The 15,087-nt window shown below is 75.7% G+C and carries 11 protein-coding genes; 3 read left to right on the forward strand and 8 right to left on the reverse strand.

Annotated features, from left to right (window positions below; translation table 11 throughout):
* Positions 1 to 250 precede the first annotated feature (250 nt).
* Positions 251 to 1,705 carry an ethanolamine permease gene (eat, locus tag BM048_RS15780; protein ID WP_090034495.1) on the reverse strand — a complete coding sequence of 485 codons (1,455 nt, stop codon included), beginning with the start codon at positions 1,703 to 1,705 and terminating at the stop codon, positions 251 to 253.
* Between the two features lie 62 nt (positions 1,706 to 1,767).
* On the reverse strand, positions 1,768 to 2,829 hold the full coding sequence (locus BM048_RS15785; protein ID WP_090034497.1) for a phosphotransferase enzyme family protein: 1,062 nt from the start codon (positions 2,827 to 2,829) through the stop codon (positions 1,768 to 1,770).
* A gap of 350 nt (positions 2,830 to 3,179) precedes the next feature.
* Between BM048_RS15785 and BM048_RS15790 the strand changes: the two genes are divergently transcribed.
* Both BM048_RS15790 and BM048_RS15795 read left to right on the forward strand, forming a co-directional pair.
* Positions 3,180 to 4,535 carry an aspartate aminotransferase family protein gene (locus BM048_RS15790; protein WP_090034499.1) on the forward strand — a complete coding sequence of 452 codons (1,356 nt, stop codon included), beginning with the start codon at positions 3,180 to 3,182 and terminating at the stop codon, positions 4,533 to 4,535.
* Between the two features lie 45 nt (positions 4,536 to 4,580).
* The gene (locus tag BM048_RS15795; protein ID WP_090034501.1) at positions 4,581 to 5,372 is read left to right on the forward strand and encodes a GntR family transcriptional regulator; all 792 of its coding nucleotides are present in this window, start codon (positions 4,581 to 4,583) and stop codon (positions 5,370 to 5,372) included.
* A 9-nt stretch (positions 5,373 to 5,381) separates the two neighbouring features.
* On the opposite strand, the gene BM048_RS15800 is transcribed toward BM048_RS15795, so the two are convergent.
* Both BM048_RS15800 and BM048_RS15805 read right to left on the reverse strand, forming a co-directional pair.
* Positions 5,382 to 6,377 carry an ABC transporter permease subunit gene (locus tag BM048_RS15800; protein WP_090034502.1) on the reverse strand — a complete coding sequence of 332 codons (996 nt, stop codon included), beginning with the start codon at positions 6,375 to 6,377 and terminating at the stop codon, positions 5,382 to 5,384.
* Positions 6,374 to 7,324 (reverse strand): ABC transporter ATP-binding protein, encoded by a 951-nt coding sequence (locus BM048_RS15805; RefSeq protein WP_090034503.1) that lies wholly within the window; start codon positions 7,322 to 7,324, stop codon positions 6,374 to 6,376. Before BM048_RS15805 ends, BM048_RS15800 begins: the two co-directional genes overlap by 4 nt.
* 121 nt (positions 7,325 to 7,445) lie before the next feature.
* Here BM048_RS15805 and BM048_RS15810 point away from each other — a divergent pair, with 121 nt between their 5' ends.
* Positions 7,446 to 7,751 carry a type II toxin-antitoxin system Phd/YefM family antitoxin gene (locus BM048_RS15810; protein ID WP_239078991.1) on the forward strand — a complete coding sequence of 102 codons (306 nt, stop codon included), beginning with the start codon at positions 7,446 to 7,448 and terminating at the stop codon, positions 7,749 to 7,751.
* A 2-nt stretch (positions 7,752 to 7,753) separates the two neighbouring features.
* Here BM048_RS15810 and BM048_RS15815 read toward each other — a convergent pair whose 3' ends face one another.
* The 4 genes from BM048_RS15815 to BM048_RS15830 all read right to left on the reverse strand — a co-directional run bounded on the left by BM048_RS15815 (position 7,754) and on the right by BM048_RS15830 (position 15,016).
* Positions 7,754 to 11,107 (reverse strand): ATP-binding protein, encoded by a 3,354-nt coding sequence (locus tag BM048_RS15815; RefSeq protein WP_425319178.1) that lies wholly within the window; start codon positions 11,105 to 11,107, stop codon positions 7,754 to 7,756.
* A 2-nt stretch (positions 11,108 to 11,109) separates the two neighbouring features.
* Positions 11,110 to 11,898, reverse strand: coding sequence for a DUF4194 domain-containing protein (locus BM048_RS15820; protein WP_090034509.1), 789 nt, complete (start codon positions 11,896 to 11,898; stop codon positions 11,110 to 11,112).
* Positions 11,891 to 13,426 carry a DUF3375 domain-containing protein gene (locus BM048_RS15825; RefSeq protein WP_090034511.1) on the reverse strand — a complete coding sequence of 512 codons (1,536 nt, stop codon included), beginning with the start codon at positions 13,424 to 13,426 and terminating at the stop codon, positions 11,891 to 11,893. The genes BM048_RS15820 and BM048_RS15825 overlap by 8 nt, the downstream gene beginning before the upstream one ends.
* A 78-nt stretch (positions 13,427 to 13,504) precedes the next feature.
* Positions 13,505 to 15,016: a C2 family cysteine protease gene (locus BM048_RS15830; RefSeq protein ID WP_090034513.1), complete on the reverse strand. Its 1,512-nt coding sequence runs from the start codon at positions 15,014 to 15,016 to the stop codon at positions 13,505 to 13,507.
* Positions 15,017 to 15,087: the final 71 nt, after the last annotated feature.

The raw sequence follows: 15,087 nt of genomic DNA on the forward strand, positions 1-15,087 counted from the left end.
GTCACCAGCACCGGTCCGTCCGGTGCTGACGGGGAGGAGCAGCCGCGGCGCCGCCCTGATACATGCGCGTGCGAGGTCACCGGCTCGGCGGCGGCCGCCCTCCGGTCACCCGCGGCCGGTGCGTGGCGGCCCGGTGCGGAGCGGGGTGCCGGCCGCGCTCGGCCCCGGCGTGCCGCTCAGGGCACGCCGGGGCCTGCCGCGCACTCCGCACCAGGGCGCCACCCGGTGCTGCCCGACGACGAGCTGCGGGTCAGCGCAGCTCCGCCTCCGCGCCCGCGAGCATCGCGAACTCCTCCTCCGGGGCGTTGGCGACGAGGTGGTGCCGCGACCACAGGAGGTAGAAGGCGACGAACGCCACCATCACCCCCGCGGTGATCCCGGCGGCCAGCGGGTCGACGACGAACGTCGCGGCGACCGCGACCAGCGAGAGCACGAGGCCGATGCCGGTGGTGACCACCCCGCCGGGTGCCCGGTAGGCCCGCGGCAGCTCGGGCTCGCGGATCCGCAGCACGATGTGGGAGAGGTTCAGCAGCACGTAGGACACGGCCGCGCCGAAGACGGCGATGTTGATGAGCTGGTCGCCGTTGTCGATGACCGCGGCGAGCACGAAGCCGATGGCGCCGGGCACCAGCAGGGCCCAGACCGGGGTCTTGCGGCTGCTCGTCCGCGACATCCACCGCGGCAGGTACCCGGCCCGCGACAGCGCGAACAGCTGCCGCGAGTACGCGTAGACGATGGAGAAGAACGAGGCGACGAGCCCGGCGAGCCCGACGTAGTTGAGCACCGTCGCCAGGGCGGGCGACCCCGCGGCGTTCAGCGCGTCCGGCAGGGGCGAGCCCGACGAGCCCATCGCCTCGGCGCCGCCGATGCCCGGGACCAGCACGAGCACGAGCAGGCCCGTGAACGTCAGCACGCCCATGGCGCCGAGGATCGCCCGCGGCATGTCCTTGGCCGGGTCGTTCGCCTCCTCCGCGGCCAGCGGCACGCCCTCGATGGCGAGGAAGAACCAGATGCCGAACACCAGCGCCCCGAGCGCACCGGCCCAGCCGAAGGGGAGGAAGGCGGAGGACCCGGCCGCGGCCTCGTCGGGCACGATGTCGAAGAGGTTGTCCGGGTCGAAGGCGCCGATCGCGCCCGCGCCGAACACCAGCAGTGCCAGCAGCGCGACCGCCGTGATGGCGAACATCGCCTTCAGCGCCTCCCCGACGCCGACGAGGTGGATCCCGATGAACAGCGCGAAGCACGCGAGGTACACGGGCCAGCTCGACGTGAGCCCGAACAGCCCGAGCGACTCGACGTAGCCGCCGATGAACACGGCGATGGCCGCGGGCGCCAGCACGTACTCGACGAGGATCGCGACGCCGGTGACGTACCCGCCCAGCCGGCCGAGCGCTCGTCGGGCGAAGCCGTAGCCCGCGCCCGCCGTCGGCAGCGACGACGACATCTCCGCCAGCCCCAGGCACAGGCACGTGTACATGACGCCCATGAGGACGAAGGCGACGAGCATGCCGCCCCACCCGCCGACGGCCAGCCCGAGGTTCCACCCGGAGAAGTCGCCGGAGATGACGAAGGAGATGCCGAGGCCGGCGAGCAGCAGCCAGCCGGCGGCACCCTTCCGCAGCGAGCGCTGCGCGAAGTAGTCGTCACCGGCGGGCGAGTCGCCCGACGAGCTGCCGCCCGCCGGGCGGTCCAGGACTGCGGACATGAGGGGTCCTCCGAGGGGGAAGGGGAGCGGGTGCGAGCGGGGGGTAGAGGAGGGGATGCGCGTCAGGCGTCGAGCAGCCACGTGGGGCTGGCGAGGAAGCGCTCGGCGCAGAGCAGCGCGCCGGTGAGCTGGTCCTGGAGGGCCGGCGGGAGCGCGTCGATGCGGTGCGTCGTGGTCCAGCCGAGCATCTGCAGGCGGCGCAGCATGGCCAGCGCCCCCGCGTGCCGCAGGTCGGCCGCGGTGAGCGGGGCGACCTCGCGGTAGCCGGCCACCCAGGCCTGCGCCATGGCCGGCGCGTACGGCTCGGCGTCGACGAAGGACAGCGACGCCGCGAAGTCGTACAGGTAGTACGACCAGCCGCAGTCGTCGAAGTCGATGACGGTGAGGTGGTCGGTCCCGGCCATGATGTTGGAGGGCCGCAGGTCGGCGTGGATGAGGCCCCACGTCGCCGGCGTGCGCTCGAGGTCGGCCAGCAGCGACAGGGCGCGGGACTGCGCGCCGGCCAGGAGGGCGTGCTGGCCCGGGTCGACGACGGCGTCCTCCCACCGGCCCCAGCGGGCGGTCGGCCCGACCATGTCGGGCAGGTCCCACGTGAAGCGCGTGAACCCGTAGGGCGGCTGCCACGTGCGCGAGTGCTGGTGGAACAGGGCGCTCCACCGGCCGATGGTCCGGTAGTACGGCGTCGGGTCGGCCAGGTCCTCGAGCACCGTCCCCTCGACGAACCGCGTCGACACGACCGTCCAGCCGTGCCCGCGGTCGTCGCGCACGACGGCGTGGAAGGGGCCGCGCTGCGTGGGCACGGGGGCGATGAGGTCGACGTCGTCGAGGTCGTGCAGCGACCCGAGCCAGGCGAACTCCGACGCGATGGCCTCCGGCCCGCCGACGTACCCGGGCTGCGAGACGCGGACGACGCCGACGGGCCGGCCGTCCAGGTCGAGGCGGAACGTCGCGTTCTCCGAGACGGTGATGAGCGTGACGTCGACGCGCTCGCACTGCAGGCCCCAGGCGGCGCAGACGCCGCGGTGCAGCCAGTAGGGGGCGGGCGCGCCCTTGGTCAGCGCGTCGAAGGCGGCGAGCGACGGCGCCCCGACGGGCGGGGCCGGCTCGGCGGCGGTGGCGGTCATGGTGCTCCTCGGCAGTCCTGGCGCCCGCCGGTGGGCGGGACGGTCCTGCGGGAGGGGAGCGGGCGGCTCGGGACGCACCCTGGCGGGGCGCGCGGCTCGCCGTCCAGCCCCGCGGGGCCGCCGCAACGCAGGTTTTACCGGGGCCGGGCGCGGCAACGAACCGTTCACACCCGTGGTGGCGTCCGTTACGTCGATGTCACGGCGGGCGCCCGACGAGCGGGGCGTGCGCGCCCAGGATGGTGCCGACGCCGGGGGCACCCGGCGGGGAGGGGCCGGGCGGCTCCCTCAGGCAGAAGGCGCACCGCGCATCCCGCGCACCGCGCGCACCCCCCCCGTACAGAGGACCTCCCGTGGCACAGCTGTCGAGCATCATGGACACCAACGCGTTCCGCCCCGACGCGCCGGGCACCGCGGCCGACGAGCGCACCCTCGCGATGACCCGCCGCCGCGCGGAGCTGCTCGGCCCCGCGTACCGCCTCTTCTACTCCCACCCCGTGCACCTGGTGCGGGGTGAGGGGTCGCACGTGTGGGACGCCGACGGCCGCCGCTACCTGGACGTCTACAACAACGTGGTCTCGCTGGGGCACTGCCACCCGGCCGTCGTGGAGGCGGTCCACCGGCAGATGCAGGTGCTCAACACGCACACGCGCTACCTGCACGAGGCGATCCTGCGGTACGCGGAGGACCTGCTGGTGACGATGCCGACGCCGTCGGAGGGGCAGCGGGTCGGGCACGTCATGTTCCAGTGCACGGGCTCGGAGTCGAACGACCTGGCGATCCGGGTGGCGCGCGCCGCGACCGGGCACCAGGGCGTCATCGTGACGACGGAGGCGTACCACGGGGCCACGGACCTGACCGCGCAGGTGTCGCCGGCGCTGGGGTCCGGCGTGGTGATCGGCGACTTCGTGCGGCTCGTCGCCGCGCCGGACCCGTACCGGGAGGGCGAGGGCGCCGCCGCGCGCTTCGTCGCGGACGTCGTGGCGGCGGCCGCGGACCTGGACGCGGCGGGGCTGGGCGTCGCCGCGCTGCTCGTCGACAGCATCTTCTCCTCCGACGGCGTGCAGCCCGGTCCGGCGGGGGCGCTGCAGGGAGCCGTGGACGCCGTGCACGCGGCGGGCGGGCTGTTCGTCGCCGACGAGGTGCAGCCCGGGTTCGCGCGGACGGGCGAGGCGTTCTGGGGCTTCGCGCGGCACACGCCGGACGCAGACGTCGTGACGACGGGCAAGCCCATGGGCAACGGCATCCCCGTGGCCGGCATGGCCGCGCGGCCGGACGTGCTGGCTGCCTTCGCCGAGCGGTTCCCGTACTTCAACACCTTCGGCGGCAACCCGGTCTCCATCGCGGCGGCGCAGGCGGTGCTCGACACCCTGCGCGCGGAGGACCTGCAGGGGCGCGCGCTGAAGCTCGGCGGCCGGCTCCTCGAGGAGCTGCGGGGGCTGGGTGCGCGGCACGAGGCGGTGGGCGACGTGCGCGGCGCCGGGCTGTTCGTCGGGCTGGAGCTGGTGACCGACCGCGCCACGCGGACGCCGGACCGGGCGCTGGCGCTGCGGGTCGTCGACGAGCTGCGCGAGCGCGGCGTCCTGACCTCTGTCGCGGGTCCCGGCGGTAACGTGCTCAAGCTGCGTCCCGCCCTCACGTTCGCGGAGGCGGACATCGACTGGCTCGTCGGCGCCCTCGACGACACCCTCACGGCCCTGCGGGCCTGACGGGCGCGCGGGCGGCGCTCGCGGCCCCGGCGTGCGGAGGTCACCGTGGCCGACCCGGCTGAGCGGGAGCCGTCGCCGGCGGTGGCGTCCGTCGTCGTGCGGCTGCGGCGCCTCGTCGCGGACGGCGGGTACCGGCCGACCGAGCGCATCGGCGACGAGCGCCGGCTGGCCGAGCGGCTCGGCGTCCCGCGTTCGGCGTTGCGGGGAGCGCTGGAGGTCCTCGAGCGCGAGGGCCGCGTGCGGCGCAAGATCGGTCGCGAGGGCGGGGTCTTCGCCTCCGACGGCAAGATCGAGCGGCAGGTGGACACGGCCGAGTCCGTGCCGGACATCCTGCGGCGGCAGGGCATGACGTGCGGCACGGCGGTGCTGTCCGCACGGCTGGCGACGGCGACGCCGACCGAGGTGCGGGCGCTCCGGTTGGACGACGACGGGGGCGGCGTCCGCACGGGCGCCCACGTCGTGCGCGTGGTCCGCACCCGCAGCGCGGACGGCGTGCCGTGGTCGCTGGAGACGTCCGTCGTGCCCGCGCACCTGGCGCCCGGGCTGCTGCAGCACGACCTGTCGACGTCGCTGTACCGCGTGCTGCACGAGCACTACGGGCTCGGACCGGACGTCTCCGAGGAGACGATCGACGTGGTGCAGGCGGACGACGAGCAGGCCGGCCACCTGGGCATCCCGGCCGGCGCGCCCGTGGTGCGGGTGGTCCGCGTGGCACGCACGGGGACGGGTGTGCCGCTCGAGTACGCGGTCGACCTGTTCCGGGCGGACCGGACGCGGCTGCACACCCGCAAGGTCGGCTACGTCGCGCTGGCCCGGACGGCCGGCGCCGGCGGCTGACCCGGTGGCTCAGCCCTCGTCGCGCCGGCGGAACACGAGGGCCGCGACGGCGACCAGCACCGCCAGGCCGACGCTCAGGACGAGGGCGCTCTGGCCGGCGCCGATCGCGTGCTCGACGCCCTCGCAGATGGTCCCATCGGCGCCGGTGGTGCACGTCTCCGTGTAGTACGCCGTGCCGCCGTCCACCCAGCCCGTGGCGTTGACGCGGGGCGAGACCACCGACAGGTGCGGCAGCTGCGTCACGAGGATCGCCTCGAACGCCACGACCCAGCCCAGCACCGCCCCCATGACCGCGGCCGTGTGCCGCAGCAGGATGCCCAGCGCGGCCCCGCCCGCCGCCGCGACCGCGGTCAGCGCCACGACGCGCAGCGCCTGCAGCACGGTCGCGCTCCCCACCCCGTCAGCCGCCCCGCCGGCGGCCGGCACGTCGAGAGCCACGTACACCGCCACGACCCCGCCGACGACGAGCGCCGTCGTCACCACGGCCAGCGGCACCACCCCCAGCGCCGCCGCCGCGACCTTGCTGCCGTACACCCGCAGCCGCCGCGGCTCGAACGTCAGCCACGTGCTCATCGACCGGGTGCTGAGCTCGGCGGCCGTGAAGGTCGCCCCGATGCCCAGCGCGGCCAGCCCCAGGACGAGCGCGATGCTGCCGAGCGCCGACCGCAGCGACTCGGCGAGGGTGGGCGGCGTCGGCAGGAACCACTCGGGCCGCGGCTCGAGGTCCTCGCAGTGGTAGTCCGCGTCCCGGCCGGTGATCTCCTCCTCCCGTCGCTCCTGCTCGCGGCAGTCGGCGACCTGCTGCTCCCCGGTGCGTTCCCACTCCTCGGCGGCCTGGGCGTAGAACTCCTCGGCCTGCCGCACCTCGGCCGCCGACAGCGGCTGGACGCTGCTCCACAGGGACGCCAGCAGCAGCCCGACGACGACGAGCACGCCCACGTGTGCGACGAGCACCAGCCGCCGCGCGCGCAGCCGCCGCAGCTCGACCCGCAGCAGCCGGCTCACGCGGGCACCCCCTCGTCGCCCGACGCGGAGGCCGTCCCCGCCGTCAGCGCGAGGAACGCCTCCTCCAGCCCGGCGCGCTCGGGCACGAGCGCCTGCAGGAAGATCCCCGCCTGCGCCAGCGCCCACGTGATCCGGCCGGGGTCCTCCTCGCCGAGCACCCGCAGGCCGTCGCCGTCGTGCTCCACCTGCATCCCGGCGGCGACGAGCACCGCCCGCGCCGCCGCCGCGTCCGGCACGACGACCCGCGCGGCGGCCCCTCGTCGCCCGACGACCTCCGCCAGCGGGCCGGTCGCCAGCAGCCGCCCGCGCGCGATGATCGAGACGGTGTCGGCCACCTGCTCGACCTCCGCGAGGATGTGCGAGCTGACGAGCACGGTCCGCCCCTGGTCGGCCAGGGCGCGCATCGTCCCGCGGATCTCGTGGATGCCCGCCGGGTCGAGGCCGTTGGTCGGCTCGTCGAAGATGAGCAGGTCCGGCTGCTTGAGCAGGGTCGCCGCGATGGCGAGGCGCTGCTTCATGCCCAGGGAGTAGCCGCTGTACCGGTCGCGGGCGCGGTCGAGGAGGCCGACCTCGTCGAGCACCTCGTCCACCCGGGTGCGCGGGGCGCCGATGGCCCCGGCCAGCAGCTCGAGGTTCAGCCGCCCGGAGAACGCCGGGAAGAACGTCGGGCTCTCGACGATCGCGCCGACGCGCCCGACCACCTGCGGCAGCGCGTCCGGCACGGTCTGGCCGAACAGGCGCATGTGCCCCGAGTCGGCGCGGACCAGCCCGAGCAGCATGCGGATGGTCGTCGTCTTGCCGGACCCGTTCGGCCCGAGGAAGCCGTGCACCCCGCCGACCGGCACCCGCAGGTTCAGGTCGTCGACCGCGACGTGCACGCCGCGTCGGCCGCGGTAGGTCTTGCGCAGACCCCGCGTGGTGATCGCGAACCCCTCCGTCACGTCCACGCGGCGGCCTCCTGTCGTCGTCGGCTGGCCGTCAACCTAGCCGTCCTGACCGGGACGGCGCCCGGTTCTCGGAAGGCGTGGCAGCGTCACCAGCGCCGGGTAGGTTCGCGTCGTGGATCGCATGCGGTCATTGCCGCTCGAGGACGCGGCTGATCGGCTCGGGGACCTCGTCGCCGAGGTGCGGGCGACCCGGGGGCGGGTCGTCCTCACACGTCACGGCGTGGCGGAAGCCGTGCTGATCTCCGTCGACGATCTGGCAGCCCTCGAGGAGTCCGTGGAGCTCGTCGCCACGGGCGCGCTCGTGGACGGCAGGGCCGCTCGTCTCGCGTACGACGAGGGCCGCACCACGTCTCTCGACGAGCTGAAGTCGGAGCTCGAGGCGGGCGGAGGCCTCGCCGCGCCGTCGGAGGAGGACGCCAGCCGTTGACGTCAGGTCGCGGTGCCTGACGCCTCCAACCCGACGACGAGCCGTGTGAAGGAGCGGCCCGTCGCGTCCTTGAGGACGACGTAGCTCGCGTCGACGTGCGGCTCGATGGCGCTGTGCTTGTCGTTCGGCGCGCCGATGATCAGCTGGAACCCCAGGCCCCGCCACGCGGCGATGGCGCGGCCCGTGAAGTGCGCGTCGGCCTTGATGAGCGCCTCGTCGAGGAACACCGGCGCGTACCGCGGGCGCTCGGCCCCCGCGTCGCCGAGCTGGTAGCGCAGCGCCGCCCCGACGATGAACGCGACGAGCTCCTGCGACTCCCCGCCGGACTTCTCGCCGATGTGGTCGTAGACCGCCACGTGCTCGCCGCTGCGCGTGACCTTCTCCGCGCTGATGCGGACGTGGGTGCGCACGTCGATGAGCTCGTGCAGCTCGGGGGCCGTGCGGCGGATCCGGTCGACGACCTTCGCCATGCGGGCGTAGGCGCGCTGACGGTCCTCGTCCGTGCGCGCCTCCGCGATGGCCGTGCGGACGGCCCGCAGGTCGGCGCGGAAGCGCGTGCGCACCGGCGACGCGGTGTCCCGCAGCTCGATGCGCAGGGTGTGGTGCTCGTCGGCGAAGTCCAGGCCGGCGAGGATCTCGTTGACCGGCTCGATGCGGTCGCGGATGTCCCGGACCGCCGTCGAGATGTCGGAGTCGAGCTGCGTGAGGTCCGCGCCGGACAGCCGCAGCAGGCTGTCGCGCCACTCCGCCTCGAGCTCGTGCAGGCCGTCGGCCTCGAGGTCCGCGAGCACGCGCTCGTGGTCGTCGTAGGAGGTGCCCGGGTCCGTGCCGAGGTTGGGGTTCGGCCACCGCTCGCCGAACGTCTCGAACACCGTGCGGAGGTCCCGGCGGCGGGCGCCGAGCACCTCCTGCGCCCGGCGCACCTCGTCCCGCAGGCGGGCCGCCGCGCCCTCGACAGCCGCGTCGAAGCGGGTGCGCGCCTCCTCGGGCGTCGCGCCGGCCGGGACCTCGGCGGCGAACAGGCCGGCGAGGAGCTCGGCGTGCTCGGCGCGCACCTGGGTCCCGGCGGCCTCGGCGGCGTCGAGGGTCCGCTGCGCGCCGTCGACCTCGTCGGCGGTGCGCTGCCACGCCTCCTCCAGCGCGCGAGCCTGCGCCTTCGCGACGCCCGCGGCCTCGGTGAGGGCGGTGACGTCCCGCTCCAGCGCGTCGAGCCGGGTCTGGAGGCGGACGACCTCGGGGTCCCCCGACGTCGCCTCGACGACGAGCGCCGTCCACCGCGCGAGCTCGGCGTGCACGGCGTCCACGTCCACGTCGTCCCAGCGGACCTCGACGACCGCCGCGAGCGCGGCCTGCCGCCCCTCCCAGGCGTCGAGCGCGCGCGTGGCCTCGTCGAGCGCCCGGACGGCGGCCGCCAGCCGCGCCTCCGCCGCGACGACCGCCTCCTCGAGCTCGCCCAGCCGCCGTGCGCCGGAGAACCCGAGGACGTTGGCCACGCCCTGCCCGCCGTGCGCGCCGCGGGCACCGTCGGAGGTCTGGCCGGAGATGGTGAGCGCCTTCGTGTGCGACGGGAGCTCCGCCGCCGAGTCCAGGCACACGTACGCGTACCGGTCCGCGAGCTCCTGCTGCAGCCACCCCGTGAAACGCGTGGGCCGGTAGTCCAGCCGCGCGGGCAGGGTGCGGTCGGCCAGGACGACGTCGTCGCGGCGGCCGGTGGGGACGCCACGGAACCGGATGCGCCGGGCCGTGGGTACCGCGTCGATGGCCGTGCGGAACGCCCGCAGGCGCGCGGCGTCGACGAGCAGCTCCGTCGCGAACCCGCCCAGCGCCAGGTTGAACGCCGCCCGCCACGGCTCGAACTCCGTGCGCACCTCGACGAGCTCGCCGACGAACGGCAGCTCCGCGGGCGTCATGCCCGCCGCCTCGGCCAGCGCGGCCCGCGCCCGGTGCAGGTCGGACGGGATGCTGTCCTTGCGCGTGCGGGCCGCGTCGCGCTCGGCCCGGGCCGCGGCCAGCGCGTCGCGCGCCTGCGCCTGCTCCGCCGCAGCCGCGCCGAACCGCGTCCGCAGCGCGTCACGCCCGCCCGTGTCCGCCAGGGCCGCCTGCGCCCGCCCGACGAGGGCCGCGAACGCCCCCGCGTCGGCGACCGGCTCGTCGAGCACGGCGAGCTGCCGCTCCAGCCGCGCCCGCGCCGCCGTCACGGGCTCGACCCGCGCCGAGAGCCGGTCGACCTCGTCCTGCGCGCGCCGCAGCCGGTCCCCGCCGGTCGCGACGAGCACGTCCCGGACGGCCGCCCGTTCGCTGCGCGCGGCGGCCACCCGTTCGCCCAGCTCCGCCGCCTCCTCGACCGACCGGGCGTGCCGACGCTGCAGGTCCGTCTCGAGCGCGCGCAGCCGGTCCAGCCGCTGCCCCGCCAGCCACAGCGCGGCGGGCGACGAGGCGTCCGTGAAGCGGCCGACCGCGTCGAGGACCGCGAGCCGGTCGAGGGCCGCGTCGATGGCGGCGCGGTGCTCGCGGATCGGCGCCAGGGCCCGCACCTGCTGCCGCGCGGTCACCATGCGCTCGCGGGTCGCCGACAGCTCGTCGAACTGCTGGACAGCCGCGTCGGCGGTGGCGAAGGTCGTCGGCTCCTCCAGCACCATCGTCTTGTACAGCGCGTCGACCGTGGTGATCTGCTGGCCGGCCTGGATGCGGCCGAGCAGCGCGACGGCCTTGGCGCCGTCGCCGGCTGCGCCGATGCCGAGGGCCGTGTGCAGCCGGGCGGTGTAGTCGCGGTCGGTGTCGAGGCAGGTCAGGCCGGTGCGGGCGACGAGGCGCCGGTCCAGCCGGTGCGCGGCCGCCTCCTCCAGCGCGGTGAGGTCGTAGGGGCCCTCGCACGTGGCCCGCACGGCGACGACGTGCTCGAGCGTGCGGGCGGAGGCCGGCACGTACCAGGCGCGGACCGCCGTGAAGGCCGCACCCGCCTGGTCGCGCCACGTCATCGCGACCGCCGACCACGTGTCCTCGCGGTCGCCACGCAGCACGCGGACCTCCGTGCGCCCGTCGACCCGCGTCTCGTCGAGCTTGCCGCGCGCGTAGGACAGGATGTTGCGCTGCTCCGTGCCGCGCGGCTTGCCCGTGACGCCGCCGTTGGACGCCCCGTTGAACGGCGTCGTGTGCGGCATGAGCAGCGCGATCGACGCGTCCATGAGCGTCGACTTGCCCGACCCCGACCCGCCGCTGAACAGCGTCGCGCCCGGGGAGAAGCGCACCCGGTGGTGGCCGTGGTACCCGCCCCAGTTGACGAGCTGCAGGCTCTCGGCCACCCACTGCTGGCCGGTGGATCGCTCGGGGACGAGGCCCCACAGCGTCTCGATCATCGTCACGGCTGCGGGTCCTCCTCGTCGCTCGCGTCCTCGTCAGGCAGGTCCTCGTCGGGCGCGACCGTCCCCGGTGACGAGGGGCCGGCCTCCCGCGTGGCGGTCTGCTCCGCCAACCACCGCGTCAGCTCGACGAGACGCGCGGTGTCCAGCGCGACCTCGACCAGCGGCGTGATGCGGTAGCGGCCGGTCGACTCCTCGTCGAGCAGGCCCTCCGCGGCGAGCCGGGTCACCGCGTCGCGGATCTCGCGCTGGGCGCGCGAGACGTCGCCGTCGCGCAGGTCGAAGTAGGTCAGCACGCCCTGCTCGACCTCCTCGAGGTCGACGCGGGCGGCGGTGCCGCCGGACGCGGCCTCGTGCTGGTGCACCGAGCGCAGGTGGACGAGCACGAGCGTCTCGGCGCGGGTGTACGCCTCGTCGCGCAGGAGGATCGGCACGTCCAGCTCCCCCGAGCGCACCTGCTCCTTCCACGCGATCCCGCGGTCGTGGTCGACGACGAGGCGCACGAACAGGTCGTGCAGCCGGGACTCCAGCACCGACTGGTGCTCGAGCAGCGTGCGCCACTGGGCGGGGCTGCGCTCGGCCGTGAGGAACCGGCGCTGCAGCAGCCGGACCAGCACGCGCCGCACGTCGGGCTCGAGCGTGCCGCGGTCGCCGGCGAAGAGCTCGGCGGCGTCGTCCTCCATGGCGACGGGCTCGATGAACCCGTCGACGTCGGTCACACGGTCGTCCACCGTGCCGAGGTCGTCGGCCACGTCGCCGGTCACGTCGACGTCCGTGGTGTCAGTCATGCCGTCCCTCGTCCCGTGCGCCCTCGTCGTCGTGCTCGTCGTCGTCCCCGCCCGCGCTCGCCGGGCCCGCCAGCGCCACCGCGCCGAACGCGAACCGCCGACGGGTGCCGTCCGGCCGGACCGCCTCGACGGTGACGACCTCGTCGCCCTCCACCATGCCGTGCCGGTGCGCGATCTCGAGCAGCCCCAGCAGGTCGACGGGGCGGCGCAGGCCCTCCGGCGCGGCGGTGAACGCCTCGGCGACCGGGACGCGGTCCGACGTGCCCGCGACGAGCCCCGCCACGTGCCGCTCCAGCTCGACGTAGTGCGGCCCGCCCCACGCGCGGGCGTCGTCGTCGGCCACGTCCCCGACGACCACGGGCTCCAGCGGCGCCGGGGGAGCGGCGGGGCGCAGGTCGTCGGTGCGCTGCCGCAGGTGGGCGACGTCCGCCACCGGCATGCGTCGCACCGGCGTGACCGGCTCCCGGCGCCGCGAGGTGGGCATCCACCGCTGCAGCCCCGCCATGGCTTCGCGCAGCAGGGCGTCGACCTCGCGGTCGCGCAGCGGGTCGTGGGTGCGGATCTGCGTGGTGATGACGTGCGAGGCCCGCTGCTGCGCCTCCAGCACGTCGCGTACGCCCTGCTCGATCCGGCGCGCGACGTCGCGCAGCTCGCGCCGCTGGGACGCCGTGAGGCCGGCCGCGAAGGGGTGCCCGAGGATCGTGCGCAGGTGCGCGGCGAGCGCGTCGATGTGCTCCGCGCGCCCGATGAGCGCCAGCGCCCCGGCGAAGGCCCGGCCCTCGCGCGTGGACTCCATGAGGTCGCGCCCGCGCTGCAGGTACTCGCGGAGCACCTCGCCCGTGGGCCGCACGTCCTGCCGCAGGTCGGTGACGACGTCCCGCTGCACCTGCACGATCGTCTCGACGACGCGGGCGAAGTCCGCCGGGAGCTCGCGCGCCAGGTGCAGGACGTTCTCCGCCTCCTCGAGCAGGCGGTCGTCGGGCACGGGCTCGACGACACCCGTGCGCTCCAGCCGGCGGACCTCCTCCTGGCGCTCGCGGATCTCCGCGTCGATCCGGGCGATGCGGGTCATGACGTCGGGGTCGGCGTCCTGCGCGAGCCCCTCGACGGCGTCGAGCAGCGTGCGGACGCGCGACTGCGAGACGCGCGTCCGCACGCCGCCGACCCGCCCGGCGACCTCGAGCGCCGCCACCCCGTGCGCGGACACCTGGTAGACCTCCACGCCCTCGTGCGCCTGGCGGGTGAGCCAGCCGGCGCGCACCCAGCCGCGGCAGAGGTCGCGCGCCACGCCGGCGGGCAGCGGGGCCGTACCGTCCTCGCCGTACCCCGCCGCACGCAGCCGGGCCAGGGCCGCGTCGATCTCCGCGTGCACCTCGGCCACCGGCACCTGCGGGCGCTGCGCGGTGAAGACGAGCGCCAGCACCGTGACGACGAACGGTGCCGACGACCCGTGCAGGAGACCCAGCAGGGGGTTCCGGAACGCCCGGAGCGCCCCCTCGTAGGCGCCCTCCACCGTCGCTGTGCTCATCGGGGGAGGAGCGTACGCGGCGCCGTGCCCACCCGTGCCCGCCCCGGGCGGCGTCCGGGGCCCCGGCCGGGCGGGAGGTCAGACCGCCACCCCCGTCCCCGCGAAGTACTGCTGGTAGGTGGGGAAGTCGATCGCGAAGACCCCGTCGACGACGTCGAGGTCGATGGAGCGCCAGAATCCCTCGTCGCGCACGGTGATCGCCCCGTGCCGCGCCCCCACCGTCGCCTCGGTGCTGCCCCACGGGTTGCGCAGGATCACGTAGTCGCGGGTGAGCAGGCGCAGGTCGAGCAGCGCGGCGCCCTGGGGCTCGAACGCCAGGCGGGCGGCCGACGACGAGCGGGCCAGCAGCCGGTCGAACGCCCGGCGCAGGACGGTCCCCGTAGTCCAGCCGAGGACGGAGTACGCGTGGTTGCCGACGATGGTCGCGTCGGCGTAGCTCAGGCCGTCCGGGGCGGTGCCGTAGGTCCACGCGGTCATGGGGTCGACCGTCCGGTAGGACCGGCTGTGGCTCTTGACGAGCGTGCGCAGCGCGGCGGCCGTGGTGCCGGCGTGCCACGTGTACTGCGGCGTCCGTCCCGACAGGGCCGCGCTGGCCCACACCGGGTCGCCGCCGTTGAGGACGGTGAGGTCCGGGTGGTCGTGCGTCGTCCCCTGCCGCCACTGCGCGAAGGCCTTCTCGACGACGCCCGGCCAGATCTCGCCGGGCTCGGCGCTGCGGGCGTACAGCGGGCTCGTCGTGCCGGACCAGACGAGGGTCTCGTCGGACGCCTCGAAGACCCGCTGCGAGCCGTCGCCGGGGTCGCGGTACTCGAAGCGGTGCGTGAAGCGGTCGTTCGGCACGCCCGTGGCGCGGGCCGCGTCGGCGATCCGCCCGGGCAGCGCCCAGGCGACGGACGACATCGCGGCGATGAGCCAGCAGTCGCCGAGGCCGCCCTGGACCGGGTCGGAGAACTCGGCCGCCTCGTCGAAGAAGCGACCCGTGTCCCGCCACTCGGCGCCGGCCGGGGTCCAGCCGGTGTCGAGCACGACGAGCCGCAGCAGCCGCTCCAGCACGGACCGGTCCACCACGGTGTCGACGAGCCTGCTGACGGGCGACCCCGCGGGGGCCACCTCGACGGTCCAGCCGCCGGCCCGCGTGGGCCGCGCCGCGCGCAGCGTGACCGCGTCGAGGTCGCCCAGCACCGCACGCAGGTCGGCGAGCGTGCGCGGCTCGTCGGGCAGGCGGGGAGCGTCCTCGGACTCGGGTTCCACGGCCTTGCCGCCACGGGGCAGCTCGACGGGGACGACCTCGTCGCGCTCCCCGAGCCCGAAGCCCAGGTACACCGGCGAGCCCCAGCGCGGATCGAAGAGCTGCTCGCGCGGGGTGAGCAGCGTGTCCTCGACGAGGCCGAGCGGGTCGGTCACGGCCGCCCAGTCGACGGGGTGGCCGAGCACGAGCTCGGTGAGGGCGTAGGGGTTGCGCGCGGTGACGAAGGGCGCGGCCCCGGTGTCCTGGCGGTCGCGGTCGCGGTCGCGGTCGCGGGCGCGGTCGCCGGATGCGGCGCGGCGGGCGGCGGCGGCCGTGGCCCGGCGCGGTGCGGTGGTGGTCATGGTGCTGCCTCTCGGTCGGGGCACCGCTGCCGGTGCCGGTGACCAGGAGGAGCACGGCGGTGCCCGCCCTG

Source organism: Cellulomonas marina (assembly GCF_900111925.1).
GTDB lineage: Bacteria > Actinomycetota > Actinomycetes > Actinomycetales > Cellulomonadaceae > Cellulomonas > Cellulomonas marina.

What these genes read in the sequence shown, in the direction of transcription:
- eat (WP_090034495.1), bottom strand. Translation starts at nt 1,705, where the DNA reads ATGTCCGCAGTCCTGGACCGCCCGGCGGGCGGCAGCTCGTCGGGCGAC.
- BM048_RS15785 (WP_090034497.1), bottom strand. Translation starts at nt 2,829, where the DNA reads ATGACCGCCACCGCCGCCGAGCCGGCCCCGCCCGTCGGGGCGCCGTCG.
- BM048_RS15810 (WP_239078991.1), top strand. Translation starts at nt 7,446, where the DNA reads ATGCGGTCATTGCCGCTCGAGGACGCGGCTGATCGGCTCGGGGACCTC.
- BM048_RS15815 (WP_425319178.1), bottom strand. Translation starts at nt 11,107, where the DNA reads ATGATCGAGACGCTGTGGGGCCTCGTCCCCGAGCGATCCACCGGCCAG.
- BM048_RS15820 (WP_090034509.1), bottom strand. Translation starts at nt 11,898, where the DNA reads ATGACTGACACCACGGACGTCGACGTGACCGGCGACGTGGCCGACGAC.
- BM048_RS15825 (WP_090034511.1), bottom strand. Translation starts at nt 13,426, where the DNA reads ATGAGCACAGCGACGGTGGAGGGCGCCTACGAGGGGGCGCTCCGGGCG.
- BM048_RS15830 (WP_090034513.1), bottom strand. Translation starts at nt 15,016, where the DNA reads ATGACCACCACCGCACCGCGCCGGGCCACGGCCGCCGCCGCCCGCCGC.